This window comes from Aureimonas sp. AU22, from assembly GCF_001463745.1.
Classification (GTDB): Bacteria; Pseudomonadota; Alphaproteobacteria; order Rhizobiales; family Rhizobiaceae; genus Aureimonas.
This window is the reverse complement of record NZ_BBWJ01000043.1, coordinates 127,327-153,692: the sequence shown is the minus strand read 5'-3', so window position 1 is coordinate 153,692 and position 26,366 is coordinate 127,327. Positions and strand designations below refer to the sequence as shown.

The 26,366-nt window shown below is 68.2% G+C and carries 29 protein-coding genes; 17 read left to right on the top strand and 12 right to left on the bottom strand.

Annotation, left to right across the window (positions count from 1 at the left end; all coding sequences use genetic code 11):
• Positions 1-139 precede the first annotated feature (139 nt).
• The 3 genes from lspA to AUL34_RS15325 are packed head-to-tail and all read right to left on the bottom strand — an operon-like array spanning position 140 to position 2,606.
• Entirely contained in the window at positions 140-637 is a 498-nt protein-coding gene (gene lspA, locus AUL34_RS15335) for a signal peptidase II (protein WP_061935325.1), read from the bottom strand.
• Positions 637-1,503 carry an RNA methyltransferase gene (locus AUL34_RS15330; protein ID WP_061935322.1) on the bottom strand — a complete coding sequence of 289 codons (867 nt, stop codon included), beginning with the start codon at positions 1,501-1,503 and terminating at the stop codon, positions 637-639. The genes lspA and AUL34_RS15330 overlap by 1 nt, the downstream gene beginning before the upstream one ends.
• Positions 1,488-2,606: a class I SAM-dependent methyltransferase gene (locus AUL34_RS15325; protein ID WP_082653421.1), complete on the bottom strand. Its 1,119-nt coding sequence runs from the start codon at positions 2,604-2,606 to the stop codon at positions 1,488-1,490. The genes AUL34_RS15330 and AUL34_RS15325 overlap by 16 nt, the downstream gene beginning before the upstream one ends.
• A gap of 119 nt (positions 2,607-2,725) precedes the next feature.
• On the opposite strand from AUL34_RS15325, the gene AUL34_RS15320 reads away from it, so the two are divergent.
• Positions 2,726-3,184, top strand: a complete 459-nt coding sequence (locus AUL34_RS15320) for a CoxG family protein (RefSeq protein ID WP_061935316.1) — start codon at positions 2,726-2,728, stop codon at positions 3,182-3,184.
• Positions 3,185-3,200: 16 nt separating this feature from the next.
• Here AUL34_RS15320 and AUL34_RS15315 read toward each other — a convergent pair whose 3' ends face one another.
• From AUL34_RS15315 to sppA, 3 genes are all read right to left on the bottom strand, one after another.
• Positions 3,201-3,596, bottom strand: a complete 396-nt coding sequence (locus AUL34_RS15315) for a lipopolysaccharide assembly protein LapA domain-containing protein (protein WP_061935313.1) — start codon at positions 3,594-3,596, stop codon at positions 3,201-3,203.
• Positions 3,597-3,714: 118 nt separating this feature from the next.
• The gene (locus tag AUL34_RS15310; RefSeq protein WP_061935310.1) at positions 3,715-4,050 is read right to left on the bottom strand and encodes an integration host factor subunit beta; all 336 of its coding nucleotides are present in this window, start codon (positions 4,048-4,050) and stop codon (positions 3,715-3,717) included.
• 59 nt (positions 4,051-4,109) lie between these two features.
• Entirely contained in the window at positions 4,110-5,066 is a 957-nt protein-coding gene (gene sppA, locus AUL34_RS15305) for a signal peptide peptidase SppA (RefSeq protein ID WP_061935308.1), read from the bottom strand.
• 479 nt (positions 5,067-5,545) lie between these two features.
• Here sppA and AUL34_RS15300 point away from each other — a divergent pair, with 479 nt between their 5' ends.
• The 6 genes from AUL34_RS15300 to ptsN all read left to right on the top strand — a co-directional run bounded on the left by AUL34_RS15300 (position 5,546) and on the right by ptsN (position 10,423).
• A complete protein-coding gene (locus tag AUL34_RS15300) occupies positions 5,546-6,004 on the top strand; it encodes a hypothetical protein (RefSeq protein WP_061935305.1) in 459 nt (152 codons plus the stop codon).
• Entirely contained in the window at positions 6,001-6,615 is a 615-nt protein-coding gene (locus AUL34_RS15295) for an LptA/OstA family protein (RefSeq protein ID WP_061935302.1), read from the top strand. Before AUL34_RS15300 ends, AUL34_RS15295 begins: the two co-directional genes overlap by 4 nt.
• 126 nt (positions 6,616-6,741) lie before the next feature.
• The gene (gene lptB, locus AUL34_RS15290) at positions 6,742-7,494 is read left to right on the top strand and encodes an LPS export ABC transporter ATP-binding protein (RefSeq protein WP_244492599.1); all 753 of its coding nucleotides are present in this window, start codon (positions 6,742-6,744) and stop codon (positions 7,492-7,494) included.
• 109 nt (positions 7,495-7,603) lie between these two features.
• The gene (gene rpoN, locus AUL34_RS15285) at positions 7,604-9,064 is read left to right on the top strand and encodes an RNA polymerase factor sigma-54 (protein WP_061935296.1); all 1,461 of its coding nucleotides are present in this window, start codon (positions 7,604-7,606) and stop codon (positions 9,062-9,064) included.
• A 175-nt stretch (positions 9,065-9,239) separates the two neighbouring features.
• Positions 9,240-9,815, top strand: coding sequence for a ribosome hibernation-promoting factor, HPF/YfiA family (gene hpf / locus AUL34_RS15280; RefSeq protein WP_061935294.1), 576 nt, complete (start codon positions 9,240-9,242; stop codon positions 9,813-9,815).
• 143 nt (positions 9,816-9,958) lie between these two features.
• The gene (ptsN, locus tag AUL34_RS15275) at positions 9,959-10,423 is read left to right on the top strand and encodes a PTS IIA-like nitrogen regulatory protein PtsN (RefSeq protein ID WP_061935291.1); all 465 of its coding nucleotides are present in this window, start codon (positions 9,959-9,961) and stop codon (positions 10,421-10,423) included.
• Positions 10,424-10,490: 67 nt separating this feature from the next.
• Here ptsN and AUL34_RS15270 read toward each other — a convergent pair whose 3' ends face one another.
• The 6 genes from AUL34_RS15270 to AUL34_RS15245 all read right to left on the bottom strand — a co-directional run bounded on the left by AUL34_RS15270 (position 10,491) and on the right by AUL34_RS15245 (position 14,797).
• Positions 10,491-10,748 (bottom strand): DUF1150 family protein, encoded by a 258-nt coding sequence (locus tag AUL34_RS15270; RefSeq protein ID WP_061935288.1) that lies wholly within the window; start codon positions 10,746-10,748, stop codon positions 10,491-10,493.
• Between the two features lie 44 nt (positions 10,749-10,792).
• A complete protein-coding gene (locus AUL34_RS15265) occupies positions 10,793-11,227 on the bottom strand; it encodes an Hsp20 family protein (RefSeq protein WP_061935285.1) in 435 nt (144 codons plus the stop codon).
• A 169-nt stretch (positions 11,228-11,396) separates the two neighbouring features.
• Positions 11,397-11,870, bottom strand: a complete 474-nt coding sequence (gene msrB, locus AUL34_RS15260; protein WP_061935283.1) for a peptide-methionine (R)-S-oxide reductase MsrB — start codon at positions 11,868-11,870, stop codon at positions 11,397-11,399.
• Between the two features lie 86 nt (positions 11,871-11,956).
• Positions 11,957-12,514: a fasciclin domain-containing protein gene (locus AUL34_RS15255; RefSeq protein ID WP_061935282.1), complete on the bottom strand. Its 558-nt coding sequence runs from the start codon at positions 12,512-12,514 to the stop codon at positions 11,957-11,959.
• Between the two features lie 106 nt (positions 12,515-12,620).
• Positions 12,621-13,064 carry an alternative ribosome rescue aminoacyl-tRNA hydrolase ArfB gene (gene arfB, locus AUL34_RS15250; protein ID WP_061935280.1) on the bottom strand — a complete coding sequence of 148 codons (444 nt, stop codon included), beginning with the start codon at positions 13,062-13,064 and terminating at the stop codon, positions 12,621-12,623.
• A gap of 122 nt (positions 13,065-13,186) precedes the next feature.
• Positions 13,187-14,797 (bottom strand): phosphoenolpyruvate carboxykinase, encoded by a 1,611-nt coding sequence (locus tag AUL34_RS15245; protein ID WP_061935277.1) that lies wholly within the window; start codon positions 14,795-14,797, stop codon positions 13,187-13,189.
• 299 nt (positions 14,798-15,096) lie between these two features.
• On the opposite strand from AUL34_RS15245, the gene AUL34_RS15240 reads away from it, so the two are divergent.
• The 10 genes from AUL34_RS15240 to AUL34_RS15195 all read left to right on the top strand — a co-directional run bounded on the left by AUL34_RS15240 (position 15,097) and on the right by AUL34_RS15195 (position 26,344).
• A complete protein-coding gene (locus AUL34_RS15240; protein WP_061935275.1) occupies positions 15,097-15,576 on the top strand; it encodes a pyridoxamine 5'-phosphate oxidase family protein in 480 nt (159 codons plus the stop codon).
• Between the two features lie 186 nt (positions 15,577-15,762).
• On the top strand, positions 15,763-16,467 hold the full coding sequence (locus tag AUL34_RS15235) for a response regulator transcription factor (protein WP_061935273.1): 705 nt from the start codon (positions 15,763-15,765) through the stop codon (positions 16,465-16,467).
• A gap of 13 nt (positions 16,468-16,480) precedes the next feature.
• Positions 16,481-18,277: a stimulus-sensing domain-containing protein gene (locus tag AUL34_RS15230; RefSeq protein WP_370539049.1), complete on the top strand. Its 1,797-nt coding sequence runs from the start codon at positions 16,481-16,483 to the stop codon at positions 18,275-18,277.
• Positions 18,274-18,744 carry an HPr kinase/phosphorylase gene (locus tag AUL34_RS15225; RefSeq protein WP_061935271.1) on the top strand — a complete coding sequence of 157 codons (471 nt, stop codon included), beginning with the start codon at positions 18,274-18,276 and terminating at the stop codon, positions 18,742-18,744. The genes AUL34_RS15230 and AUL34_RS15225 overlap by 4 nt, the downstream gene beginning before the upstream one ends.
• Positions 18,745-18,924: 180 nt before the next feature.
• On the top strand, positions 18,925-19,326 hold the full coding sequence (locus tag AUL34_RS15220) for a PTS sugar transporter subunit IIA (protein WP_061935269.1): 402 nt from the start codon (positions 18,925-18,927) through the stop codon (positions 19,324-19,326).
• A 35-nt stretch (positions 19,327-19,361) separates the two neighbouring features.
• Entirely contained in the window at positions 19,362-19,697 is a 336-nt protein-coding gene (locus tag AUL34_RS15215; RefSeq protein ID WP_192845768.1) for an HPr family phosphocarrier protein, read from the top strand.
• Between the two features lie 174 nt (positions 19,698-19,871).
• Positions 19,872-21,275 carry an adenosylhomocysteinase gene (gene ahcY / locus AUL34_RS15210; RefSeq protein ID WP_061935267.1) on the top strand — a complete coding sequence of 468 codons (1,404 nt, stop codon included), beginning with the start codon at positions 19,872-19,874 and terminating at the stop codon, positions 21,273-21,275.
• 253 nt (positions 21,276-21,528) lie between these two features.
• Complete coding sequence (locus AUL34_RS15205; protein ID WP_082653411.1) at positions 21,529-24,015, top strand: PAS-domain containing protein; 2,487 nt, start codon at positions 21,529-21,531, stop codon at positions 24,013-24,015.
• Complete coding sequence (tsaE, locus tag AUL34_RS15200) at positions 24,012-25,577, top strand: tRNA (adenosine(37)-N6)-threonylcarbamoyltransferase complex ATPase subunit type 1 TsaE (protein WP_061935265.1); 1,566 nt, start codon at positions 24,012-24,014, stop codon at positions 25,575-25,577. Before AUL34_RS15205 ends, tsaE begins: the two co-directional genes overlap by 4 nt.
• Before the next feature lie 53 nt (positions 25,578-25,630).
• Complete coding sequence (locus AUL34_RS15195; RefSeq protein WP_061935408.1) at positions 25,631-26,344, top strand: nucleotidyltransferase family protein; 714 nt, start codon at positions 25,631-25,633, stop codon at positions 26,342-26,344.
• Positions 26,345-26,366 lie beyond the last annotated feature (22 nt).

The following is a 26,366-nucleotide window of genomic DNA, read 5'->3' as shown; positions in this document are numbered from 1 at the left end:
CGTCTCCTCGGGACGATCGGAGCGTCTCGTCCGCGTCCGATTAGCGGACGGGGGCGACGGTTTCGTGACGAACGATCCAGCCTCGGATCTCTTCCGTCAGCGCCGTCGGCCTCCTGTTTCCGCCGCTTTCACGAAAGCGTCAACTGTCTGCGGGTTCCCGGCCGGCTTCGGTCCGCTTCCTTCGATGCCCCACGAATTCGTCGAGAAGGATCAGCGCGGCACCGACCGAGATGAAGGCGTCGGCGAGATTGAAGACCGCGAAGCTCCAGACCGGCGTGTGGAACAGGATGTAGTCCACGACATAGCCGAGGGAGACGCGGTCGATCAGGTTGCCGATGGCCCCGCCGACGATGATCGCGAAGCCGAATTGCGTCAACCGTCGGTCGGCGGGCGTGTTCCACCACAGCCAGCCGACGAAGCCGAGGACGATCAAGGAGATCGCCGCGAGACCGAGGCCATGAAAGCCGTCGAGCAGCGAGAAGGCGATGCCCTCGTTCCGCGCATGGAAGATGGCGAGGAACGGCAGGACCTCGATCGCCTCGCCGAGCTGCATGGTGCCGACGACGAGGTGCTTGATCGCCTGGTCGAGGGCGACAGCCAAGGCGACGACGGAGAGGGCGGACAGGAGGCGGGCCATCAGAGCGTCAGGCTCGCGCGCCGCGCCTCGAAGATCATCAGCCCGGTGGCGACGGCAAGGTTCAGACTGTCGGCCCGTCCGACCTGCGGAATGCGCACGAGCGCATCGCACGCCTGTGCCAAGGCGTCGGTGAGGCCGGCCTGCTCGTTGCCCATGAGAAGAAGCGTCGGCTTCTCCCCATAGGCCGGCTTCCGGAAATCGGTGTCCCCGCGCATGTGCGTGCCGACCACGAGGCCGGGAAAGCCCTTCCGGAAGGCGAGGAAGCCCGCCTCGTCGACCCGCGCGACCGGCACGGCGAAGATCGAGCCCATGGTAGCGCGGACGGCTTCCAGCGAGAACGGATCGACGCTCTCGCCGACCAGCACGACGCCCTTGGCACCCGCCGCATCGGCGGTGCGCAGGATTGTGCCGAGATTGCCGGGATCGCGCACCCGGTCGAGCACCACGAGGAGCCCGTCGCGGCCGAGATCGATCCGGTCGATGCGCTGCGTCTTCTGGCGGAACACGCCGATGGCGCTCTGCGGGTTGTCGCGGCGCGAGATCGCGGCCAGGACCTTGTCGCTCGCTTCCAGGACGTCGGCGCCGGACGCCACCGTGCGCGCCGCGGTCTTGGCGAGGAGGTCGGAGTGCAGCTGCGACTTGGCGGCGATCAGCGTGTCGAGGGTCCACCCCGCGTCCAGCGCGTCGATCACGAGCTTCAGACCTTCGGCCAGGAACAGCCCGGTTTCCTCGCGATGCTTCTTCAGAGCGAGGTTGCGGATGTCCTTGACGATCGGGTTGGAGACGCTCGTCACCTCCTTCACCCGGCCGGGCGCGGCGGTCGCGGGGCGGCGGGGGGTTTCGCGGTCGGTCAAGCGGACACCCATCTGGAAAAGAGCGAGGTGGACAGGTGGCGGGCGTCCTCGCCCTCCTCCCGGATGACGAGTTCGCCCGATTCCACCGTGCCGCCCGAGCCCCGCATCGCCTCGCCCATCAGAGCGGCGAGCGAATAGAAGGACGAGCGGATGGAATAGGCGGTGAGCACGAGCGCGAGCGGCCTGTCCGACAGGAGCCGGCGCATGAGGACGAGAAGATGCGGCAGATCCTCGAAGAGCTGCCAGACCTCGCCCTTGGGGCCGCGTCCGAACTTCGGAGGATCGAGAAGAATGATGTCGTAGGTCGAGCCGCGCCGCGCCTCGCGCTCGGCATAGCGCACGGCGTCCTCGCAGATCCAACGGATCGGCCGGTCGACAAGGCCGGCGAGTTCCGCGTTCTCGCGCGCCCAGCCGATGGCGCGCTTGGAGGCGTCGACATGGGTCACCTCGGCGCCGGCACGCGCGGCGAGCAGCGAGGCGAGGCCGGTGTAGCCGAAGAGGTTGAGGACACGCACGGGCCGTCCCGACTGCGCGCGTTCGCGCGCGATCGCCTCGGTCATGAAGCGCCAGTGGACGGTCTGCTCGGGAAACACGCCGACATGGCGGAACGAGGTGAAGCGACCGAGATACGAGAGCCCGTCCTCGCGCATCGGCCAGGTCTCGCCGAGCGCCTCGCGCGGGAAGCGCCAGCGGCCGGCACCCTCCTCGTCCGTGTCGCCGGTGAAGATCGCGTCGGCACCGTCCCAGCGCGAGGGCGCGAGGCGCCGCGGCCAGATCGCCTGGTTCTCCGGGCGGCGGATCACGAGGGGGCCGTAACGCTCCAGTTTCTCCCCGTCGCCGGAATCCAGAAGCGCGTAGTCGGGCCCGGGCTCGACCTCGAGGATCACCGGCGCGGCGAAACGGGGGCGCAGCCCTTCCGGCCATTCCACGGCCGGGCGGTCACGTCGGTTCTCGCGCGCGATCTCCTCGACGCTGTCGCGCCGCACGGGGGCGGGCTCGTTCGCCGGGGTCGCCGATGATGGGCGCCTCGCCGCGTCGGGCGTCTGGCCGGCCCGTCCTGCAGAGCGCTCGCGTCGCTCGGGCCGCCCCGGCCCCTTGGTTCTGTCGTTCCTCATGAGCGGGTCCATAGCGTATCGCGGGGGCGGACGGCAAACCGCAGCCGCTTGGCAAGGCGGGTCGCCCTTCCCATTCTCCCGGACGGGCCGGACGCCGGTCCGATGGAGAAGGACAAGGCATGGAAATCAGGGGCGAATACCGCCTGCCGGCACCGCGCGAAACGGTCTGGGCGATGCTGAACGATCCGGCGGCGCTGCGGGCCTGCATTCCCGGATGCCGCGACATCGAGCCCGTCGGCGAGAACGTGATGGCGACCACGATCGCGATCGCGTTCGGCGTGGTGAAGGCGACCTTCGCGGGGCAGATCCGGCTTGTCGACATCGTCGCCCCGGAAAGTTACGTGATGCTCGGCGAGGGCAAGGGCGGCCTTGCGGGCTTCGCCAAGGGCCGCGCCGACGTGCACTTACGCGAGGACGGGTCCGAGACGGTGCTGACCTACAGGCTGGACGCCGACCTCGGCGGCGGGATCGCGCGGTTCGGCGGTCGGCTGGTAGAGACCTCGGCGCGGAGGCTCGCCGAACGGTTCTTCGAGAACCTTGCGGCGCAGAGCGGCGGAACGCACTCCGCCGACCCTTGAGAAGCCGGCGCGCCGATCAGGCCGCGGCAGGACCCGCGAGAGCCGGGCGCGTCTCGCCGGAGGTGCCGATCGCCGGCCCTGCGCTCGTGCGGATCTGCTCCTCGCGCAGCCGACGCAGGCGCTCGTTGGAGACCTCGACCTCGTGGCGCAGGTTCTCCACCTCGTTGCGGCGGCGCGCCGCCCTCGCCCGGTAGTGGCGCTGGGTGATCCAGGTGCCGAAGCCGCCGAGCAGCAGGCCCAAAATCACGGCCCCGATCAGGAGAACGAAGAGCGGCACCTCGTAGACGAACTGCGGCAAGGTGCCGATCGGGTCGAGCGACACCGGCACCGGCGCCCGGTTGGCGACGCAGAACACCACGAGCAGGATCGCCAGCGGTCCGAGCACGAGGAAAGTGAGGATCTTCGAGATCATGGTCTGTCCGTCTGATGAGGCGCGAGGCGGCGAAAGCCTCCCGGCCGGACGCCTGACGTCCTCAGGCATCGGAACTAGGTATGGAGGGCCCGGCCCTCGTCAATCGGCGGGCGCCGCTTCAGGCGTCGTTGAGGCGCTCGCGCAGTTCCTTGCCGGTCTTGAAGAACGGCACCCACTTCTCTTCAACCTCCACCGCCTCGCCGGTGCGCGGGTTGCGCCCGGCACGCGGGGGACGGTTCTTGACGGAGAAGGCGCCGAAGCCGCGTAGCTCGACCCGGTTGCCGTCGCACAGCGCCTGGGTGATCTCGTCGAAGATCGCGTTGACGATGGTCTCGACGTCCCGCTGGTAGAGATGCGGATTGCGGCCGGCGATGATCTGCACGAGTTCGGACTTGATCACGGTATGGTTCCCCGAAGCGCAACCCTTGAGGCCTTCCAGGCTCGCGCCGCTCATGACGCGAATCCGAAAGACCTGTTATTTCAATTGGATGAACGGAATGACCGTGCCCGTCCTCAGTGCGCCGGAGGCTGCCAGAGCGACACCATCCCGTCAAGGTGACCGGCCGCACCGGCGACCGCCTGCGCGAGCCCGGCCGCGGCCGGATCGAAGCCGAGGAGGTTGGTCGCCAGGGCGTGCGTGGCGGCTCCCAGGCCCCAGGTCCCCTCGCGCTTCGGCTCGCGCTCGACGATCTCGAGCCCCTTCGGCACACCACGCTCCTCTTCCAGCCACCGCCGGATCTCGGCCTCGCCGCCCAGCGCATCGACCAGTCGATTCTCGAGGCCCTGCTCGCCCGTGAACACGGAGCCGTCCGACAGCGCATCGGTCTGATCCGGCGTGAAGCCGCGTCGCTCGGTGACCAGCCGCTTGAACCAGCCGTAGGAGCTGTCGACCAGCCGCCCGATCATCTCGCGCGCTTCCGGCGGCGCGGGGTCGAAGGGCGAGGGTTCCGCCTTCAGCGGCGAGGACTTCACGGCCGCGACGTCGACCCCGATGCGTCCGAGAAGCACGGAAGCGTCCACGTACTGGAACAGGACGCCGATCGAGCCGACGATCGAGGAATGGTGCGCCACGACGCGGTCCGTCGCCATGGCGACCATATAGCCGGCGGAAGCGGCGAGCTGACCGACCTCGGCCGCGACCGGCTTGGCTTCGGCCAGGCGCCGCACGGCATGGAACAGCGTCTCGCCGCCGACGGTCGTGCCGCCCGGCGAGTTCACCCTGACGATCACGGCTTTCACGGCGTCGTCCTCGGCGAGATCGTCGAGGAGGTCGAGCATCTCGCGATCCTCGGTGATGAGGCCGGTTACCTCGACGCGGGCGATCGTCGGCCCGAGCGCGGCACCCGGACGCCAGCCGGCAGCCAGCGCCGCCAGGACGAGGCAGAGCGCCACCACGAGCAATGCCGCCACGCGCCAGAAGGACAGTTTGCGGCGCAGCCGCCGACGGTCGATGATGCCTTGCGCGTCCATGCCTGCCCGCCTGTCCTCGAAGTTCGGGGCGAGCGATAGACCGGGCGGGCCGGCTTGCCAAGCGGGCGGACAATCCCCTTGCAGGCTCGGCTCGGCAGGCCCTCGCGCGCCGTGGCTTTACCATGTAAAAACCCTATATCCCGCATAAGGGAAGCGGACGGAGCGCCCCAGCCGGCGCCGCCCCGCATTTCCATGCGAATCGTTTCGGAGCCGCATTCATTCTCGACGCACCCAACAGGCAGGACGGCCAAGCGATCACCACGCGCGACGAACTGGCCATCGGCAACGCTGCCGAGCGGCCGGCGGACGCGTTCAATCGTGCACGCACCCACTCGCGCCGCGTCCGCTGGCTGAAGTTCGGCCTGCCGCTGATCGCCACCGCCATCGTCCTGGCGGGCGTCGTCGCGACGTGGCTCGCGCGCAGCCTTCCCGCCGACATCGCCTTCGCCTCGACCTCGATCGAGGACGGACGCCTGGTGATGCGCGATCCGCGCATGTCGGGCGTCGACGGCAACGACCGTCCCTTCTCCATGGTCGCCGATCGCGCGATCCAGGCGCTCGGCGGCACGGGCATCGATCTGGAGGGCGTGCGCGCCAACCTGACGGTGGACGCGGGGACGACGGCCGAGCTCGTCGCCGCCAAGGGGCGCTTCGACACGCGCACCAACGTCCTGCGTCTCTACGATCAAATCTCCGTGGACACGACCAGCGGCATCCGCATCCGCATGCGCAGCGCCGACGTCGCGCTCGAGGGCGGCACGCTGACCGGCACGGGGCCGGTCGAGATCGCCACCACCGACCAGCGCCTGGAAGCTGGTAACGTATCCATCTCGGACGGCGGCAAGACGCTGTCCTTCGGCAACCGCGTCAAGCTGACCCTTCTTCCGCAGTCCCTTTCCAACGGGGGCGCCGCCCCCTCGAGCGAGCCCGGACCATGACATCGACCCATCGCCTGCCCGTCGTGCTGGCCGTCCTCGGCGCCCTGTCCCTCACCGGCGTCGCCGGCGCGCAGGAACAGTCGCAAGGCTTCGGCAATTCCTTCGGCGGGCTCCAGGTGCAGGGCGACCAGCCCGTCGCCATCGAATCGAACCAGCTCGACGTCGACGACGGCCAGTCGCTCGCAACGTTCTCCGGCGACGTCAGCGTGCGCCAGGGCCAGACCTCGATGAACGCCGAGAAGCTGCTGGTCTACTACGTGCGCAACCAGGAGGGCGGCGCCCAGCCGGCCGCCCAGCGCTCCAACATGCCGGGCGGCTCGGGCGACATCAGCCGCCTGGAAGCCACCGGCAAGGTGACCATCCGCTCGGCCGATCAGACCGCCACCGCCAACAAGGCCGAGTTCGACATGAAGACGCAGGTCGCTCTCCTCACCGGCGACGTCGTGCTCAGCCAGGGCAAGAACGTGGCGACCGGCTGCGTGCTGCGCATCCAGATGGATACGGGCGTCGCGCGGCTTCAGAGCAACAATTGCGGCGGCGCCTCGGGCGGCGGCGGCCGGGTGCGCATGCTCCTGTCGCCGGGCGCCGGCGGGGCGCCGGGCACCAACTAAGCTTCTCCCCGCTTCCTTCCTCGGGCGGGCCGGCCGGTCGCCGGTCGCCCCGACCCCGGACGTTTCGTGGCCGCACCGCTCGACACCCTTCCCATCCGCCCGACGCACGACCCGCGCGCGACCGCCATGCCCGGCGAGCCGCGCGCCCACCCGTCCAGCGGCACGCTGGTGGCGCGGGGCATCACCAAGACCTATCGCGGCCGCCGCGTCGTCGACAGCGTCGACGTCGCCGTACGGCGGGGCGAGGCCGTCGGGCTCCTCGGGCCGAACGGCGCGGGCAAGACCACCTGCTTCTACATGATCACCGGGCTCGTGCCGGTGGACGGCGGGCGCATCGAGCTCGACGGGCACGACATCACGGGCGTTCCCATGTATCGGCGCGCGCGCCTCGGCATCGGCTACCTGCCGCAGGAGGCCTCGATCTTCCGCGGCCTGTCGGTGGAAGACAACATCCGCGCCGTGCTCGAGATGGTCGAGCCGTCGAAGGCGGAGCGCGAGCGCCAGCTCACCGCGCTCCTCGAGGAGTTCCACATCGGGCACCTGCGCAAGCAGCCCTCCACCGCGCTGTCGGGCGGCGAGCGGCGGCGCTGCGAGATCGCAAGAGCGCTCGCCTCTCGCCCGACCTTCATGCTTCTCGACGAGCCCTTCGCGGGCGTCGACCCGATCGCGGTCGCCGACATCCAGGAACTCGTGCGCCACCTGACCCGGCGCGGCATCGGCGTCCTGATCACCGACCACAATGTGCGCGAGACACTCGGCCTCATCGACCGGGCCTATATCATGCATGCCGGCGCGGTCCTCACGCACGGCACGCCGCAGGACATCGTCGACAATCCGGACGTGCGGCGGATCTATCTCGGCGAGCAGTTCACCTATTGATCAATTCGCGCATCGCTCTAATGCGGCGCCTTGACAAGCAAGATGCGGACCAGTTTCTTCCGTAGGGATGCCCAAGGCTTGGCCGGGCGTGCCGGGAAGGAGGATCGCCGTGAACTTGTCGATGAACCTCCACGTGCGTCAGAGCCAGTCGCTTGCGATGACGCCCCAACTCCTGCAGTCGATCCGCCTCCTGCAGTTCCACCATGTCGAACTCCTCGCCTTCCTGCAGCGCGAGGCCGAGGGGAACCCGCTTCTGGAACTCGTGGCGCCGGCGGAGCCCGCCGTGCCGGCCCCCGCCGATCGGGTGCCGGAGCCTGCCGCCGGCGATCCCTCGCCGCTGTCCGGACGACAGGACGACGGCGCGGCGTTTTCCGACGGAACGGGGCTCGAAGGCGAGCGGCACCCGGACGCGGCCGAGCGGCTCCTCGATCTCGCCTATGCAGGGCCCGGCGGATCCGGCGCGGAAGCGTCCTCCTGGGAGGAGCGGCTCGGCGACGGCCTGCCGTCGCTCCATGCGCATGCTCTCCGCGAGATCGCGGACGTCTTCGGCAGCCAGGACGAGCGCCGTCTCGCCGAACTCTGGCTGGCCGATCTCGACGCCTCCGGCTTCCTCTTCGCCGATGCGGATCTCCCGCCCGATCTCCTGCCCCTGCTTCGCCGCCTGCAGGACGAGGCCGAACCCGCCGGCCTTTTCGCCCGCTCTCTCGAAGAGTGTCTCGCGATCCAGCTCCGGCGGCGCGACCGGCTCGACCCGGTGATGACCAGCGTCCTGGCCAATCTGCCTCTCCTGGCGCGCCGTGACTTCGCCGCGCTGTCGCGCCTCACCGGCGAAAGCGAGGCGGAACTCGTCGACATCCTGGCGGAGATCCGCGCCCTCGACCCGCGTCCTGGCTCCGCCTTCTCGCTCGATGCGCCGGTCGCAGTCGTGCCCGACGCGGTGGTGACGCAGGACCGCGCTGCACCGGGCGGCTGGCAGGTCGCCCTCAATCCGGACGCCTTTCCGCGGCTGCGCATCCGCCTGGAGAGCGTACCGGCGGGCTCTGCGAACGGCGAGGAGCGCAGTTTCCTCGCGCATTGCCGCCAGTCGGCCGGTTGGCTGCAGCGCTCGCTGGAAGGGCGCGCACGCACGATCCTGAAGGTGGCGGACGAGATCGTGAAGCGCCAGGGCGCATTCCTGGCGCATGGAGGGGGCCACCTGCGTCCGATGACGCTGATGGACGTCGCCGGCGCTGTCGGCATGCACGAATCGACGATCAGCCGCGTGACGGCCGGCAAGTATCTGGCGACGCCGCGCGGGACGGTGGAAATGAAGGCGTTTTTCTCCGGCGCTATCGCGGCGAGCGACGGCGGCGAGGCGCATTCGGCCGAAAGCGTGAAACTGCGCATCCGCAACCTCGTTGCGGCCGAGAGTCCTGGCGGGGTCCTGTCCGACGACGACATCGCCGCGCGGCTTCAAGGCGACGGGGTCGAGCTCGCCCGGCGCACCGTCGCCAAGTACCGGGAGGCGCTCGGCATCCCCTCGTCCGTGCAACGCCGCCGCGAGTTCAAGGCGCGCCGTCTCGCCGGTTGAGCCGAAGGGATCGGGTCCGTCTCCCTTTTCCCGATGGGGGACCTTGGCCCGGCCGCCGAATTGGGGTCGAATGATTCCCCCGGCGAGCCGGAACGAAATGGTCGCACCAAGTCTTCGATAAGACGGCGACCACGCCTTCGAAGGCCAGTCGCCGGACGAATGGAAGGAGACACGAATGGGACTTCGCGTATCGGGCCGACACATGGACGTCGGCGAAGCCTTTCGCTCGCGAATCGAGGATCGGCTGAACGACTTGGTCGCCAAGTACTTCGACGGGAATTTCTCCGGTGCCACCGTGCTGTCCAAGGAGGGCGCGCGCTACTGCGCCGATATCACCCTCCATCTGGACAGCGGGGTCGACTTTCAGGCCACCGCCGATACCCATGACCCCGAGTCGAGCTTCATCGAAGCCTCCGAAAAGATCGAAAAGCGCCTGCGCCGCTACAAGCGCCGTCTGAAGGATCACAAGGCGAACGCAGCGGGATCGCGCGAGATCGCCTACACCGTCATCTCGGCGGTTCCCGACGAATCGGACGACGTGCCCGAGGATTTCGCGCCGGCCGTGATCGCAGAAACCTCGCTCGTGATGGGCACGATGAGCGTGGCCAGCGCGGTGATGGAACTCGACCGCCGCGATGGGCCGGTCGTGGTGTTCAAGAACGGCGCCACGGAGGAGGTCAACATCGTTTATCGGCGCCCGGACGGAAATGTCGGCTGGATCGACCCCTCGACATTGCGTGCCAGGGTCTGATACCCGCCGCACGGGAAACCGGCCGGGGCGTCCACGCTCCGGCCGTTGCCCTTCGGCGTGCCCGGGGAGGGCCGCGCAAGGTTTGTCCGGCACGCTCAGCCCGATCGGCTGCGCGCATCGGTTGAGCGGAAGGCATTGACGACGTGGAGCTGTCCGATCTGATCCGGGAGGAAGCGATCCTTCCCTCCCTCAAGGCGCATTCCAAGAAGCAGGTCCTGCAGGATCTCTCGGAGCGCGCCGCAAGCCTCAGCGGGCTGGAAGCGCGCGATATCTTCGACACCGTGATCGCGCGCGAAAAGCTGGGTTCCACCGGCATCGGCCACGGCATCGCCATTCCCCACGGCAAGCTCGGCGGTGTGACACGCATCCAGGGCGTCTTCGCACGTCTGGCCAAACCCATCGATTTCGAATCGCTCGACGATCAGCCGGTGGACCTCGTCTTCCTGCTGATCGCGCCCGAGGGCTCGGGCGCGGACCATCTCAAGGCCCTGTCCAAGATCGCGCGTCTCCTGCGCGACCCGCGAACGGTGGACGAGTTGCGCGCTTCGCGCGATGCAAGCTCCCTTCACCACCTGATGACGCGCAAAGCGCCCACGCACGCGGCCTGAGCCATGAAAAGGCCGGCCCGGAACGGAGTTCCGGCCGGCCTCGATCGCTCGACGGTGTTCTTTCGGTTCAGTGAATGCTGACCGTCAGCAACTCGTTCTCGGTGGCGCTCGCCAGGATCGACCCGCGATCGTCGGACACCGCCAGCGGCGTGCCGTCGGCCGAGAACAGCGCCCAGAGCTTCAGGCCCGGTCGGATCGACTGCGCGGACGGAAAACGGGCGCGGATGTCGTCGGACGACATGCGGCGCAGATAGGCCAGATGCCCCTCGCCGATGGAAGCGAGGTCGGACTCTGTAACCGGGTTGATCGAATTCGTACGGGTCATGTTGCGTCTCCTGTAGAGGCAAACGGGAGATCGGGGCCGAGGTTTCAATCCTCGACGGTGATCTCGATCTTTTTCACCACGCGTTCGGGCTCGGGCTTGACCAGATCGATCATCAGAAGACCGTTCTTCAGCTGAGCGCCGAGGATCCGCATGCCGTCGGCGAAGAGAAAGCTCTTCTGAAACTGGCGGGCGGCAATGCCCCGGTGCAGGAAGTCCCGCTCCTCCCGGTCGCTCTGCGAGCCCCGGATGGTCAGCTGATTGTCTTCCGTGGTGATCTCCAGATCGTCCGGCTGGAAGCCGGCGACCGCAAGCGTGATGCGGATGGCGGGTTCGACACCCGATCCGTCGCCTCCGACGCGGATGCGCTCGATGTTGAACGGCGGATAGCCATCGCTGGCCTTCCCCATCCGTTCGAGCATCCGCTCCACCCCGTCGAAACCGAGGAGCAGCGGACTGGAAAACGGCGTCATCCTGTTCATGTCACGGCAAGCCCTTGTCTCAAGCGACTTGTCGGTCGGGGCCCTGGTGCGGCACCCCGCTCGACCTGTTCGAGATATGGCGACCCGAAGGGCTCCGTTCAATGTGCGCGCGACCCTTCCGGCCCGACCACCATTCAGCGCCGCAAAGATTGACGAAGCCTTGCGCCTCTCAGGTCACCGGACCCGGCTTGAACTGCAGCGCGACGCCGTTGATGCAGTGGCGCTTGCCGGTGGGCGGGGGACCGTCATCGAAGACATGGCCGAGATGGCCGCCGCACCGGGCGCAGTGGACCTCGGTGCGTGGGTAGACCAGAAGGTAGTCGGTGCGGCTGCCGATCGCGCCGGCGACGGGTGCCCAGAAGCTCGGCCAGCCCGTTCCCGAATCAAACTTCGTCGCCGAGGAATAGAGCGCGTTGTCGCAGCCGGCGCAGTGAAAGAGGCCGCTGGTCTTGATCGCGTTGAGCGGGCTCGAATAAGGCCGCTCCGTCGCCTCCTGGCGCAGGACGGCATACTGGTCGGACGACAGGCGACCGCGCCAGTCGGCATCGCTCAAGGTGAAGGGATAGGTCTCGGCGCGGGCGGCGCCGACCTTCAGCGCGAGGCCCGACACCGCAAGGCCGAGAAGGAACTGTCTGCGATGCATGGCATGGCTCCCGGGGGGAATGGAACGAACACGAACGGCCTCGCTCCCATATGGAGGCGAGGCCGTCCGCAATCCATGGGGATGGATCAGGGCATCAGAACGGTGTCGATGACGTGCACCACGCCGTTCTTCTGCATGACGTCGGCCTGCGTCACGGTCGCCACGTTGCCCTTGGCGTCGGTGATCGTCAGATTCTTGCCCTTCATGGCGAGCGTGAGGTTCTCACCCTCGACCGTCTTGACGACATGCTTGCCGCCGTCGTCCTTGATCATCTTCATCGCGGCTTCGGCCGTCGCCTTGGCCGGGACCACATGGTAGGTCAGGATCTTGGTGAGCATCGCCTTGTTCTCGGGCTTCACCAGCGTCTCGACCGTGCCCTTCGGCAGCTTGGCGAACGCCTTGTCGTCCGGCGCGAACACGGTGAAGGGGCCCGCCCCGTCCAGCGTCTTGACAAGGCCCGCCGCCTTCACGGCCGCAACCAGCGTCGTCAGATTCTTGGCGTTCGGGGCATTCTCGGCGATCGTCTTCGACGCATACATCGGTGCGCCGCCGACCTCGACGCTCTTGCCCTGCGCCAGCGCGACACCGGCCGAGCCGACCAGAAGCGAGGCGACGACGGCACTGCGGAACAGCTTGGAGATCATGGGTTCGTTTCCCCTGTTGGTTCACCCCGCGTGATCGGGGGACAAGGGCAGCTACGAAGCCACGGCGCGCGCGGATGCGGGGAAAAAGCGCGCGATCGAACTTTTCTCAGTCGCTCACGCGCCCGCGCATCCGCTTGACGTTCGAGCGACCCTTCTTGGCTTCGAGCCGCCGCTCGACGGAGCCGCGCGTCGGGCGCGTCTTCTTGCGAGGCGGTGGCGGCGGAACCAGGGCCTCGCGCACCAGGGCGACGAGCCGCTCGCGCGCGTCCTCGCGGTTGCGCTCCTGCGTGCGATGGCGCGAGGCCTCGATGAGGACCTCGCCGGCCTTGGTGGCGCGCTGGCCGGCGAGGCGCAGCAGGCGGGCCTTCACCTCGTCGGTCAGGACGCTCGAGTCCGCTGCCACGAAGCGCAGCTGGACGGCGGTCGCGACCTTGTTGACGTTCTGGCCGCCGGGACCGGCCGAGCGGATGAAGCTTTCCGTCAGCTCGTCGTCGGGAATGGTGATCCGGGCGGTGACGGGCAGGCCCTTGGTCGGTGCTGGCTCCGCCACGGCGCGGGCTCCTCGTACGGTTCCGGCCGCGACGCGGCCCTTCGCCCCGTGGTTGCCGCAAACCAAAGGGGCCCGCAACCCGAAGGTCGCGAGCCCCAGCCTCCTCCCAGAGGTCAGGATCGTTATTCGGCGGCCAGCGCGACGGCGGGCGACGCCTCGATCACGCCGGCATCGACATGATCCTCGAACTTTTCGAAGTTCGCCCGGAACATGCCGACGAGCTTGTTGGCCTGCGCGTCGTAGGCCGCCGGGTCGCTCCAGGTCGAGCGCGGGTCGAGGATCGCGGCGTCGACGCCGGGCACCGCGACCGGCACCTGGAACCCGAAGTTCGGATCGGTGCGGAACTCGGCCTCCTTCAGCGAACCGTCGAGTGCGGCGGCCAGGAGCGCGCGCGTCGCCTTGATCGGCATGCGCCGGCCGGTGCCGTAGGCGCCGCCCGTCCAGCCGGTGGAGACCAGCCAGCAGTCGACGCCGTGGCGCGCGATGAGGTCGCGCAGGAGGTTGCCGTACTCGGCCGGATGGCGCGGCATGAACGGCGCGCCGAAGCAGGTCGAGAACGTCGCTTCCGGCTCCGTCACGCCCTTCTCGGTGCCCGCGACCTTGGCCGTGTAGCCCGACAGGAAGTGGTACATCGCCTGTTCGGGGGTCAGCTTGGCGATCGGGGGCATCACGCCGAAGGCGTCCGCCGTCAGCATGATGATGTTCTTCGGATGGCTCCCAAGGCCCGTGTCGCTGGCGTTCGGGATGAAGTGCAGCGGATAGGCCGCACGCGTGTTCTCGGTGAGCCGCCCGTCGTCGAAGTCCGGCACGCGGCTCTCGTCGAGGATGACGTTCTCCAGGACGGTGCCGAACATCTGCGTAGTGGCGAAGATTTCCGGCTCTGCCTCGGCGGAGAGGCGGATCGTCTTGGCGTAGCAGCCGCCCTCGAAGTTGAAGATGCCGTTCTCGCCCCAGCCGTGCTCGTCGTCGCCGATCAGGGTGCGGGTCGGGTCGGCCGAGAGCGTCGTCTTGCCGGTGCCCGACAGGCCGAAGAACACGGCGGCATCGCCGGATGCCCCGACGTTGGCCGAGCAATGCATGGGCATGACGCCCGTTTCGGGCAGACGGTAGTTGAGGACGGTGAAGACCGACTTCTTCATCTCGCCGGCATAGGTCGTGCCGCCGATCAGGATGATGTTGCGGGTCAAGTCGCAGGCGATCACCGTTTCCGTGCGACAGCCGTGACGCTCCGGGTCCGCCTTGAAGGACGGCAGGTCGATGATCGTCAGCTCCGGCACGAAGCCTTCCAGCTCGGCGCGCTCGGGGCGGATCAAAAGGTTGCGGATGAACAGCGAGTGCCAGGCGAACTCGGTGACGACGCGCGCATGAACGGCGTTGCCCGCATCCGCGCCGCCCACGAGATCCTGCACGAAGAGGTCGCGCCCCTCGGCATGGGCCTTGAAGTCGGCGTAGAGACGATCGAAGGCGTCCGGCGCCATCGGCTTGTTGTTGTCCCACCAGATGCGGTTCTCGGTCGTCTCGTCGCGCACGACGAACTTGTCCCGGGGGCTGCGGCCGGTGTGCTGGCCGGTGGTGACCACCAAGGCGCCATGGGCCGTCAGCTTGCCTTCGCCGCGACGGATGGCCGTCTCGACGAGTTCGCCTTCGGTGAGGTTCCAGCGCAGGGACGACAGGTTGGCGAGCCCGGTCGTCTCGATACCGCGCTCAAGATTGCGGAGCCCGTACTCTTCCATGTCTCTGTTCCCTTGACCGGCGGGGACACCCCGAATGGCCAAGCAAATATCGCCTCTCCTTCATGGCAGCAACTATCCAAAACTCCGAGAAATACATCCTTTCGTCTATGCAAACCGATTTAGACCATTCGAACGTCCGGTTAAATCGGTTCAATGCACCGGTTCAATCGTATTAACCCAAGCAAAATAAATTTGGCGGTCGCGCCGTTGAGATCCTCGCATCGGTCCGTGCGCTCGGCGGGCACCTTTCGCGCGGTGCTGCGTTGTCCCGGCGCAATGGTTTCACGAAAGGACGAGACATGGCCGAGTCGGCAACCGAGAAGTTCTGGGACATGATCGGCGACTTCCAGACCTGCATGGTCACGACGCGCGACGGGGGCAAGCTGCGCTCGCGTCCGATGGCGCCCAAGATCTCGCGCGAGCGGGGCGAGATCCTCTTCGTGACCGACCGCGACTCTCACAAGGTCGAGGAGATCTCGGCGGACGATCAGGTCGCCTGCTCCTTCGTGCAGAAGGAAGAGTATGTCGCGGTGTCGGGCACCGCGAGCCTGTCCACCGATCGCGCCCGGATCGACGAGGCCTGGGATCCGCAGGCCGAGGCCTGGATGCCGGGCGGCAAGGACGGGCCCAACACCGCCGTTCTCGTCATTCGTCCGGACCAGGCCGAGATCTGGGACGTGACGGCCAACAAGATCACGCAGGCCTGGGAATTCGCCAAGGCCTATGTCGGCGACAAGCCGCGTCCCGACACGACGGAGAACGTCAAGGTCGATCTCTGACCCCTTCGGCGCCGGCTCCGAAGGCGCCGCGAAACGCGAAAGGCGTTGCAAAAGCGTCACGAACGCCACATTTCCCTTCCAGAAGGGAATCGAGCCCGCGCCGGTGACGGGGCGGGCATCAAGCGTTCCGGCTTGACGCTGGGGTTTGAAGGCGTGCGTTGCCCGCCGGACAGGAGTTGAAACGCAATGCCCACGATCGCGCTGGTGGATGACGACCGCAACATCCTGACGTCCGTATCGATCGCGCTCGAGAACGAAGGCTACCGGGTCGAGACCTACACCGACGGTGCGTCGGCGCTGGAGGGCCTGTCGGCGCGCCCTCCGCACCTGGCGATCTTCGACATCAAGATGCCGCGCATGGACGGAATGGAACTCCTGCGCCGCCTTCGCCAGAAGAGCGACCTGCCGGTGATCTTCCTGACTTCCAAGGACGAGGAGATCGACGAGCTCTTCGGTCTGAAGATGGGCGCGGACGACTATATCCGCAAACCCTTCTCTCAACGTCTCCTCGTGGAGCGCGTGCGCGCGATCCTGCGCCGTGGGGCACCGCGCGAGGTGACCGCGGGCAAGCCGGGCACCCTGCCCGAATCGTCCCTGGAGCGCGGCCAGCTCGTGATGGACCAGGAGCGTCATACCTGCACCTGGATGGGCCAGCCGGTGACGCTGACCGTCACCGAGTTCCTCATCCTCCATTCGCTGGCGCAGCGGCCCGGCGTCGTGAAGAGCCGCGACGCTCTGATGGACGCGGCCTACGACGAGCAGGTCTATGTCGACGATCGCACGATCGACAGCCACATCAAGCGCTTGCGCAAGAAGTTCAAAGCGATCGACGACGACTTCGACATGATCGAGACGCTTTACGGCGTGGGCTATCGCTTCCGCGAAGTCTGACGGGCCGGGGCCTTTGTCGGCGACCGACACCAGCGAAGTGGGACGCGCCGCGGCAGCGCGCAGGCGCGTCACGCGCTGGCGGCGCAAGCCGATCGTGCGCCGCCTGCTGGTCCGCCTGCGACGCGTTCTCGGTCATTCCGTCTTCTCGTCGCTGACGCGCCGCATCGTCTTTCTCAATCTCGTCGCGCTAATCGTCCTCGTCTCCGGCATCCTGTATCTCAACCAGTTCCGCGCCGGCCTGATCGACGCGCGCGTCGAGAGCCTCCTGACCCAGGGCGAGATCATCGCGAGCGCCATCGCCTCCTCGGCGACCGTCGAGACCGATTCTATCACGGTCGATCCCGAACGCCTCCTGGAGCTCCAGGCGGGCGCGACGCTGCAGCCCAATCCCGACCAGTCCGAATCGCTCGATTTCCCGATCAATCCCGAGCGCGTCGCCCCGCTCCTGCGACGGCTGATCTCGCCGACGCGCACGCGCGCCCGTCTCTACGACCGCGACGCCAACCTGATCCTCGATTCGCGGCACCTTTATTCGCGTGGCCAGATCCTGCGATACGACCTCCCCCCGGTGGAGGGCGAGGAGGAGACCGGCATCTTCGCCTGGATCAGCCGCGAAACGGGGCGGCTCCTCGGGCACGGCGACCTGCCGGTCTACAAGGAAACGCCGGGCGGCTCCGGCTCGACCTATCCCGAGGTGATGAGCGCGCTGACCGGCGGGCCCCGCGCCCTCGTGCGATCGACGGAGAACGGCGAGCTGATCGTTTCCGTCGCCGTTCCCATCCAGCGGTTCCGAGCGGTTCTCGGCGTCCTTCTCCTGTCGACGCAAGGCGGTGACATCGACAAGATCGTCCAGGCCGAGCGCATGGCGATCGTGCGCACCTTCGCGGTCGCCGCGATGGTCACGGTGATCCTGTCGGCGCTCCTCGCCTCCACCATCGCGTCCCCGCTGCGCCGCCTTTCGGCGGCCGCGATCCGCGTGCGCCGTGGCGTCACCGCGCGCGAGGAGATCCCGGACTTCGGCGACCGGGCCGACGAGGTCGGTCACCTCGCCTCGGCCATTCGCGACATGACCAATGCCCTCTACGCGCGCATGGACGCGATCGAGAGCTTTGCCGCCGACGTCAGCCACGAGTTGAAGAACCCCCTCACCTCGCTCCGCTCGGCGGTCGAGACCCTGCCGCTGGCGCGCAACGAAAGCTCGCGCGAGCGCCTGCTCGCCGTGATCCAGCACGACGTGAAACGCCTCGATCGGCTCATCACGGACATCGCCGACGCCTCGCGCCTCGACGCCGAACTGGCGCGCGAGGTGGCGGGCGAGGTGGATCTCGCCGGCCTCGTCGGATCGGTGGTGGACGGAGCGCGCGGCCATCTGAAGCCCGAGCAGCACATCGCGATCGACCTCACGGTAGCGCCGCCCCCGCAGGGGAAGACCTACAAGGTCGCGGGCCACGACCTGCGCCTCAGCCAGGTCTTCACCAACCTCATCGACAACGCCCGCTCCTTCGTGCCCGAGGACGGCGGACGGATCACGGTCCGCCTCCAGCGCCGTCCGCGCGCCACGACGGTGACCATCGAGGACAACGGGCCGGGCATCCAGGCCGAGAAGATCGAGCGCATCTTCGAGCGCTTCTACACCGATCGTCCCGGGCCGGAATCCTTCGGGCAGAACTCCGGTCTCGGCCTGTCCATCTCGCGCCAGATCGTCGAGGCGCATGGCGGTCGGCTCAGGGCCGAGAACATCCTCGATCCGGCCGCCCCGGGCGGCGTCGCCGGCGCGCGCTTCACCGTCGAACTTCCGGCAGACACGTGAGCGGGCCGTTCAACGTCCATGGAACGGCTCTGCGCCTGCGCGGTCGCGGCATCCTCCTGCGCGGCCCGTCGGGCAGCGGCAAGTCGTCGCTCGCCCTCAGCGTCCTGCGCCGGGCCGAGGCGGCGGGCGTCGACGCCGCGCTGGTCGCGGACGACCAGGTGTTCCTGACCCGGGACGGCGATCGGCTGCGCGCGCACGCTCCCGCAGCGCTCGCCGGTCTGATCGAGCTGCGCGGCATCGGCATCCTGCCCGAACGGCATGTGCCGGAGACGTTCGTGGAGCTCGTCGTGGACCTCGTGCCGCGCGGCGAGGTCGAGCGGATGCCACCGGCGACGGCGTGGATCGAGATCGCGGGAATGAGCGTGCGCGCCGTGCGCCTCGCTGAGCGCGACCCCGCCTTCGGTGCCGACGTTCTCCTGACCCTGGCTGCCGCCGCGCCCTTCTGGGACCCGGACAAGCGGGCCTGATACCGCATTGCAGCAGATCCATCTCAGGTTCGTGAAAACGCCTAAGGTCCGGCATCGCAAGGCTTTCGCCGTGATCTGGAAAGATTCCGGCTGGTGTGACTTGCTGCGTCTTGCAGCAATCTGGCCGCAAGCGCACAATCGATTGCTCAAACAAACGGCGGAGCCCGGAGTGGTCGACGTATGATTGGTCTGGTGCTGGTGACGCATGGCCAGCTCGCGCGTGAATTCAAGCTTGCCGTCGAGCATGTGGTCGGTCGCCAGGAGGCGTTCGAGACGATCTGCATCGGGCCCGACGACGACATGGAACAGCGACGGCTGGATATCCTCCAGGCGGTGCGCGACGCGGAGCGCGGCAAGGGGGTCATCATCCTCACCGACATGTTCGGCGGCACGCCGTCCAACCTTGCCATCTCGGTGATGGACGAGGGGAACATCGACGTGCTCGCAGGCGTCAACCTGCCGATGCTGATCAAGCTCGCGAGTGTCCGGGGCGAGAAGCCCATGGCCGACGCGCTGGTCGCCGCCCAGGACGCCGGCCGCAAGTACATCGCCGTCGCCAGCCGCATCCTCAGCGGCAAGTAGCCCTCCTCGCACCACGGAATTTCGTCGGCCGAGCCATGGACAAGACCGGACCCTCCTCCTCGCCGACCGATACGTCCATGCCGAGCCCGTTGTCGGACGAGGCGGTCGAGCGAACGCTCACCATCGTCAACCGCAAGGGCCTTCATGCCCGCGCCTCGGCCAAGTTCGTGCAGCTCGCCGAGCGGTTCGAATGCGAGATCACGATCTCGCGCGAAGGCCTCTCGGTCGGCGGCCAGTCGATCATGGGGCTGATGATGCTCGCCGCCGGACAGGGCACGACCATCGACGTGCGGGCCGAAGGACACGACGCGGGCCAAGCGGTCGACGCGATCGCCGATCTCGTCGCCGACCGGTTCGGCGAGGAGTGCTGAGCCCGACCCGTTCGCCCCGTCGCGGGCAGGAGCCCGACCGAACGGGCGGCGGGATAACCATATAAGGATTTCCTTATATCTCCTGGACTGCTAAGGGAGTGCCGGATCGGTCCGCCACGCCGCCCCTGCGGCGCGGGCCTTTGTTTTCGGCACCAAGGCCTAGGAGCCCGCCTCATGTCCGCCACGCATGGTGATTTCGTCGTCAAGGATCTCTCGCTGGCCGACTGGGGCCGCAAGGAACTCGACATCGCCGAGACCGAGATGCCGGGCCTCATGGCCTGCCGCGCCGAGTTCGGCGCCGACCAGCCGCTTCGGGGCGCGCGCATCACCGGCTCGCTCCACATGACCATCCAGACCGCCGTCCTGATCGAGACGCTGCAGGCGCTCGGCGCCAAGGTCCGCTGGGCCTCCTGCAACATCTTCTCGACGCAGGACCACGCGGCCGCTGCGATCGCGGCCACCGGCACCCCGGTCTTCGCCGTCAAGGGCGAGAGCCTCGAGGAGTACTGGGACTACACCGACCGGATCTTCCAGTGGTCGGATGGCGAGCCCTCCAACATGATCCTCGACGACGGCGGCGACGCCACGATGTACATCCTCACCGGCGCGCGCGCCGAGGCCGGCGAGGACGTGCTGTCGAACCCGGGCTCGGAGGAGGAGGAAGTCCTCTTCGCGCAGATCAGGAAGCGCCTCGCGGCAACGCCGGGCTTCTTCGCCCGCCAGCGCGACGCCATCAAGGGCGTGACGGAAGAGACCACGACGGGCGTCAACCGCCTGTACCAGCTCCAGAAGAAGGGGCTTCTTCCCTTCCCGGCGATCAACGTCAACGATAGCGTCACGAAGTCGAAGTTCGACAACAAGTACGGCTGCAAGGAGTCGCTGGTCGACGGCATCCGCCGCGCCACCGACGTGATGATGGCCGGCAAGGTCGCCGTGGTCTGCGGCTATGGCGACGTCGGCAAGGGCTCGGCCGCCTCGCTCCAGGGCGCGGGCGCCCGCGTCAAGGTGACGGAGGTCGACCCGATCTGCGCACTCCAGGCCGCGATGGACGGGTTCGAGGTCGTCACGCTCGAGGACGCCGCTCCCACCGCCGACATCATCATCACGACGACCGGCAACAAGGATGTCGTGACGATCGACACCATGCGCACCGTCAAGGACATGTGCATCGTCGGCAACATCGGCCACTTCGACAACGAGATCCAGGTCGCCGCGCTCAAGAACCTCACCTGGACCAACATCAAGCCGCAGGTGGACATGATCACCTTTCCGGACGGCAAGCGCATGCTGCTGCTTTCCGAAGGCCGCCTCCTCAACCTCGGCAACGCGACCGGCCATCCGTCCTTCGTGATGTCGGCATCCTTCACCAACCAGACGCTGGCGCAGATCGAGCTCTTCACCAAGGGCGAGCAATACCAGAACCAGGTCTACGTGCTGCCGAAGCACCTCGACGAGAAGGTGGCGCGCCTTCACCTCGACAAGCTGGGCGCCAGGCTCTCGACCCTGTCGGAGAGCCAGGCCGCCTATATCGGCGTGACGCCGCAGGGTCCGTTCAAGGCCGAGCACTACCGCTACTGACGGCCGCGCCCTCCTGGAGGGGCGCCCAAAGCAAAACGGCGCCGGAGGCAAGCCCCCCGGCGCCGTTTCTTTTTTCCATATCGTGTCCGATCGACGCTTTGCGGACGGTTATCCACCGTTTAGATTCTCCACCTGGCCTGCCGTTGGGGAGCGGTGGGCGCTACGGGGACACTCGCCTCCACGGAGGGGCGGCTGAAAGGACGCGATGCGGACGCGCGAATCGGTGCAGAGAGTGGGTCGGGGGATCCGCTCGATGAAAGCTTGCGGAACGGGTCTAGGGTGCATCGCGCCGACCCGCGCGGCGGGCCTCGTTCTTCTGGGTCTGGCCCTCGGGGGAGGGCCGGCGCAGGCGCAGGGGACCGATGGTCCGGTGGCCGCCGAGCCGCTTCTCTATCTCGCGCTCGTCGCCCTCACGATCGGCGCGGCGATGATCACCGCCGTCTGGCTGATCCGCCAGCAGGCCGCGACGGCCGAGGAGAACACGCGTCTGCGCGCCGAGCTCGCCGACGCGCTGACCGAAGCGGATCGCCGGGCGGGGCTGCTCGCCGACGACCACCAGCGCCTCGTCGTCTATGCCGGCCCTGGCGCCCCGGACATCGTCGGCACCCTTCCCAAGAACCTCGGCGTTCCCGCCGATCCCGCCGCCTTCCTCGCCTTCTCCACCTGGATGGATGCCGACGAGGCGCGCCGCCTGGATGCGGCGGTCGCGCAGTTGCGCAGCCGGGCCGAGCCCTTCCGCCTGGAGATCGAGCGGCCGGACGGGCGCCTGATCGAGGCGAGCGGGCGCACCGTCGGGGCGCTCGCGACCGTCCGCTTCACGCCCCTTTCGGGCCTGCGCGAGGAACTGGCCGCGCTGAAGGTGGAGCACGCGCGCACCAACGGCATGATCGAGACGATGCAGGCCCTGTTCGATGCCGCCCCGGTGCCGATGTGGGTGCGCGACGAGGACGAGCGGCTGATCTGGGTCAACGACGCCTATGCCAAGGCCGTCGACGCCTCCGGGGTGACCGGCGCCGTGACGAGCCAGGTCGAGTTCCTCAACGAGCATGACCGCGCCCGCATCGCGGCCAGTCGCCGTCAAGCCGGCCATTTCTCCGACCGCCTGAGCGCCGTGGTCGAGGCCGACCGCCGCAACTTCCATGTGGTGGACGCCTCGGGCCCCTTCGGCTCGGCGGGGCTCGGTGTGGACATCTCCGACGCGGAGGCGATCCGCCGCGAGCTCGACGAGACCGTGCGCTCCCACTCGGAGACACTCGACCAGCTCACCACCGCCATCGCCCGCTTCGACGACAAGACGCGGCTTCTCTACCACAACGCCGCCTTCGCGCGCCTCTTCGACCTGTCGACGACCTATCTCGAGACCGCGCCCGACCACATCGGGATCCTCGACCAGCTCCGCTCGCGCGGGATCCTGCCGGACGACCGCCCCTTGCGCGACGTCAAGGCCGACATCCTGGCCGCGCACCGCGCGACCCAGCCGACGGAAGCCCTCTGGCATCTCACCGACGGGCGCACCCTGCGCGTCTTCGCCAGCCCCGAGCCCCGTGGCGGCGCGAGCTGGGTGTTCGAGGACCTGACCGAGAAGCTGGCGCTCGAATCGCGGCTCAACTCCCTCGTCCGCCTGCAGGGCGAGACGCTGGATTACCTGCGCGAGGGCGTTGCCGTGTTCGGCCAGGACGGGCGCCTACGCCTGTCCAACCCGATCTTCGCCGATCTCTGGGGCCTGTCGGCCGAGTTCCTCCAAGCCAAGCCCCATATCCGCTCCTTCGCGGCCACCGCCGACGTCTCCATCCGCGCCGTGCAGGGCGAGGCGGGGCCGAGCTGGGCGACGTTCGCCCATGCCGTCACGGCCTTCGACGAGGGCGCGCGCGAGGCCGAAAGCGGCGAGATCGAACTGTCCGACGGCCGCGTGCAGGCCTACGGCGTCGTCCCCCTGCCCAACGGGCAGACCATGCTGACCTTCACCGACATTTCCGATGCGCGCGAGGCCGAGCGCATGCTGCGCGAGCGCAACGAGGCGCTGGAGAACGCCGCGCGCCTCAAGAGCGACTTCGTCCAGCACGTCAACTACGAGCTGCGCTCGCCGCTCACCAACATCATCGGCTTCTCGGCGCTCCTGCGCTCGGCCGAGACCGGCCCGCTCAACGACCGGCAATCGGAATATCTCGACTACATCGGCACCTCGACCTCGTCGCTCCTGACCATCGTCAACGACATCCTGGACCTTGCGACCATCGACGCCGGCATCATGGATCTCGACCTCACCGACGTCGACGTCTCCGGGACGGTGGGCCATGCGGCGGACGCGGTGCGCGACCGGTTCCGCGAGAACGACATCATCCTCAACATCGACATCACGCGCGCGGGGTCGGCCTTCCGCGCCGACGGGCACCGTGTCACGCAGATCCTGTTCAACCTCCTGTCCAACGCCGCAAACTTCGCGCCGGCCGGCTCCGTGGTGAACCTCAAGGCGGTGCGCGCCAACGGCGAGATGATCTTCAGCGTCGCCGACGGGGGACCGGGCATCGCGCCGAACGAGGTCGCGCGCCTGTTCGAGCGGTTCGAGACCAATCCGTCGGGCGGACGGCAGTCGGGTGCCGGCCTCGGCCTTTCGATCGTGCGATCCTTCGTCGAGCTGCATGGCGGACGGGTCGAGATCCAGTCCGGCCCGAAGGGCGGCACGACGGTCCTGTGCCGTTTTCCGTTGGCCCGTGACGACCAGGACCTCGCCGCCGAATGACGACCGAACCGGCCGGCGCCTCGCCTGAGACGCGGACCTTCTTCCTCGAACTTCCCGACGAGGCCGCGACGACGCGGCTGGCCGCAGTCCTCGCGCCTCTCCTCGGAACTGGGGACGTCGTCGCTCTTTCGGGGCCACTCGGCGCGGGCAAGACGACGCTGGCCCGCGCGCTGATCCGCGCGGTGGCGGGAGACCCGGCGCTCGAAGTCCCTTCGCCCACCTATACGCTCGTCCAGATCTATCCGGCGCGCCCCCGGGTCACCCATTTCGACCTCTACCGCCTTTCCGATCCGGACGAGCTCGTCGAGCTCGGGTTCGACGAGGCGGCGGAAACCGGCGTGGTGCTGGCCGAATGGCCGGAACAGGCGCCCGAGGTCCTCGAGGCCGCCAACCTGCATCTCACGCTTGCCGACAAGCCGGGCGGCGGGCGGCACGTCGCGATCGCGGCCCTGCCGGAGGCAGCCGTGCGCATCGAGCGCCCTTTGGCGCTTCTGGCCTTTCTCGACGCCGCCGGCCAGGGTCATGCCGAACGCGTGCCCTTTCCGGGCGATGCCTCGGCGCGGCGCTACGAAGTCGTGACCGCGCAGGACGGGCGAGCGCTGATCCTCATGGATTCACCCGATCTCGTGCTTGGCCCCCCGGTGCGTGACGGTCGCGCCTACGCCGAGATCGCCCGCTCGGCTCGCAACACCGTGCCTTTCGTCGCGATGGCCGAGGCCTTGCGCGCGCGCGGCCTCGTGACGCCGCGCATCGAAGCCTTCGACACCCGCCGCGGTTTCGTGCTGATGGAGGATCTCGGCCGCGACGGCGTGCTCGACGCCGATGGGCGGCCGATCCCCGAGCGCTACGAGGCGGCGATGCTGGCGCTCGCCCATCTCCATGCGACGCCGTTCGATCCGAACCTGCGCTTGCCGGACGGCCGCTCCTACGAGGTGCCGCCCTTCGACCATGCCGCCATGGGGATCGAGGCGAGCCTTCTTCTCGACTGGTACGTGCCGCACGTCTTCGGGCGGCCGGCGACGGACGCCGAGCGCGCCGGTTTCGAGGCCGTGTGGGAGCGCCTGTTCACCCGCCTCGATAGCGCCGAGCGCCATGTCGTCCAGCGCGACGTCCAGGCGCCGAACCTCCTCTGGCGCGCGGGCGAGAGCGGCATCCGAAGGATCGGCTTCCTCGATTTCCAGGACGCCATGGTCGGCCCGTCCGCCTACGACGTCGCCGCGCTGGCGCACGACCCCCGCGTCACCATCGGGCCCGAACTGGAGCTGCGGCTGCGGACGGCCTACGTGAGCGCCCGGCAATCCGTCGATCCCGGCTTCGACAAGGCCGGCTTCGCGGCCGCCTATGCGATCATGGCGGCACAGCGCCAGACCAAGATCCTCGGCATCTTCGTGCGTCTGCTGGCGCGGGACGGCAAGCCGCAATACCTGCGTCACATTCCGCGGATTAAAGCGTACCTCACGAAAACGCTTTCCCATCCGGCGCTCGACGAACTGGCACGTCTTTACCAAGCGTGGCAGATTCTCGTCGACGAAGACGCCTCATCCGATACGAGACCGACGTGAACGCCCGTCCCATCGCTGCCCGCCCGCCCCGCTCGCAGAAGCCCAAGACCGCGATGATCCTCGCCGCGGGCCTCGGCAAGCGCATGCGCCCCATCACCTCGACGATCCCGAAGCCCCTCGTCGAAATCCGCGGCAAGGCGCTGATCGACTACGGGCTCGACGCGCTCGCCCGCAACGGCGTCGAGCGCGTCGTCGTCAACGTCCACTACATGGCCGACCTGATGCGCGCGCACCTGCGCAAGCGCCGCGACATGGACGTGCTCGTGTCCGACGAGACCGACAAGCTCCTGGAATCGGGCGGCGGCATCGTGCGCGCCCTGCCGCTTCTCGGTGACGATCCGTTCTACCTCATCAATTCCGACACGTTCTGGATCGACGGCTACCGCGACAACCTCGACCTCCTCGCCGATCTCTGGAACCCGGACGAGGCCGACATCTCGCTTCTGATCGCCGAAATGCGTCAGGCCACCGGCTACGAAGGGCGCGGCGACTTCACCATGGACCGCGAGGGCCGCCTGCGCCGCGTCGCCGAGCGCGACATGAGCCCCTTCATCTATGCCGGCGCCGCGATCCTGAAGCCCGATCTCTTCCGCGACCTCCCCGAAGAGACCTTCTCCCTCAACCGCGTCTTCGACCGCTCGATCGAGAATGAGCGCCTCTTCGGCGTGCGCCTCGACGGCCTCTGGATCACCGTCGGCACGCCCCGCGCCATCGCCGAGGCCGAAGCCGCGTTTGCCGCCAGCGCGACACGAGCGGAGCGCGCGTAGATCAGTGGGCCTGGCGCCTCCC

What these genes read in the sequence shown, in the direction of transcription:
- lspA (WP_061935325.1), bottom strand. Translation starts at nt 637, where the DNA reads ATGGCCCGCCTCCTGTCCGCCCTCTCCGTCGTCGCCTTGGCTGTCGCC.
- AUL34_RS15330 (WP_061935322.1), bottom strand. Translation starts at nt 1,503, where the DNA reads ATGGGTGTCCGCTTGACCGACCGCGAAACCCCCCGCCGCCCCGCGACC.
- AUL34_RS15325 (WP_082653421.1), bottom strand. Translation starts at nt 2,606, where the DNA reads ATGAGGAACGACAGAACCAAGGGGCCGGGGCGGCCCGAGCGACGCGAG.
- AUL34_RS15320 (WP_061935316.1), top strand. Translation starts at nt 2,726, where the DNA reads ATGGAAATCAGGGGCGAATACCGCCTGCCGGCACCGCGCGAAACGGTC.
- AUL34_RS15315 (WP_061935313.1), bottom strand. Translation starts at nt 3,596, where the DNA reads ATGATCTCGAAGATCCTCACTTTCCTCGTGCTCGGACCGCTGGCGATC.
- AUL34_RS15310 (WP_061935310.1), bottom strand. Translation starts at nt 4,050, where the DNA reads ATGAGCGGCGCGAGCCTGGAAGGCCTCAAGGGTTGCGCTTCGGGGAAC.
- sppA (WP_061935308.1), bottom strand. Translation starts at nt 5,066, where the DNA reads ATGGACGCGCAAGGCATCATCGACCGTCGGCGGCTGCGCCGCAAACTG.
- AUL34_RS15300 (WP_061935305.1), top strand. Translation starts at nt 5,546, where the DNA reads ATGCGCGATCCGCGCATGTCGGGCGTCGACGGCAACGACCGTCCCTTC.
- AUL34_RS15295 (WP_061935302.1), top strand. Translation starts at nt 6,001, where the DNA reads ATGACATCGACCCATCGCCTGCCCGTCGTGCTGGCCGTCCTCGGCGCC.
- lptB (WP_244492599.1), top strand. Translation starts at nt 6,742, where the DNA reads ATGCCCGGCGAGCCGCGCGCCCACCCGTCCAGCGGCACGCTGGTGGCG.
- hpf (WP_061935294.1), top strand. Translation starts at nt 9,240, where the DNA reads ATGGGACTTCGCGTATCGGGCCGACACATGGACGTCGGCGAAGCCTTT.
- AUL34_RS15270 (WP_061935288.1), bottom strand. Translation starts at nt 10,748, where the DNA reads ATGACCCGTACGAATTCGATCAACCCGGTTACAGAGTCCGACCTCGCT.
- AUL34_RS15265 (WP_061935285.1), bottom strand. Translation starts at nt 11,227, where the DNA reads ATGAACAGGATGACGCCGTTTTCCAGTCCGCTGCTCCTCGGTTTCGAC.
- msrB (WP_061935283.1), bottom strand. Translation starts at nt 11,870, where the DNA reads ATGCATCGCAGACAGTTCCTTCTCGGCCTTGCGGTGTCGGGCCTCGCG.
- AUL34_RS15255 (WP_061935282.1), bottom strand. Translation starts at nt 12,514, where the DNA reads ATGATCTCCAAGCTGTTCCGCAGTGCCGTCGTCGCCTCGCTTCTGGTC.
- AUL34_RS15245 (WP_061935277.1), bottom strand. Translation starts at nt 14,797, where the DNA reads ATGGAAGAGTACGGGCTCCGCAATCTTGAGCGCGGTATCGAGACGACC.
- AUL34_RS15240 (WP_061935275.1), top strand. Translation starts at nt 15,097, where the DNA reads ATGGCCGAGTCGGCAACCGAGAAGTTCTGGGACATGATCGGCGACTTC.
- AUL34_RS15235 (WP_061935273.1), top strand. Translation starts at nt 15,763, where the DNA reads ATGCCCACGATCGCGCTGGTGGATGACGACCGCAACATCCTGACGTCC.
- AUL34_RS15220 (WP_061935269.1), top strand. Translation starts at nt 18,925, where the DNA reads ATGATTGGTCTGGTGCTGGTGACGCATGGCCAGCTCGCGCGTGAATTC.
- AUL34_RS15215 (WP_192845768.1), top strand. Translation starts at nt 19,362, where the DNA reads ATGGACAAGACCGGACCCTCCTCCTCGCCGACCGATACGTCCATGCCG.
- ahcY (WP_061935267.1), top strand. Translation starts at nt 19,872, where the DNA reads ATGTCCGCCACGCATGGTGATTTCGTCGTCAAGGATCTCTCGCTGGCC.
- AUL34_RS15205 (WP_082653411.1), top strand. Translation starts at nt 21,529, where the DNA reads ATGAAAGCTTGCGGAACGGGTCTAGGGTGCATCGCGCCGACCCGCGCG.
- tsaE (WP_061935265.1), top strand. Translation starts at nt 24,012, where the DNA reads ATGACGACCGAACCGGCCGGCGCCTCGCCTGAGACGCGGACCTTCTTC.
- AUL34_RS15195 (WP_061935408.1), top strand. Translation starts at nt 25,631, where the DNA reads ATGATCCTCGCCGCGGGCCTCGGCAAGCGCATGCGCCCCATCACCTCG.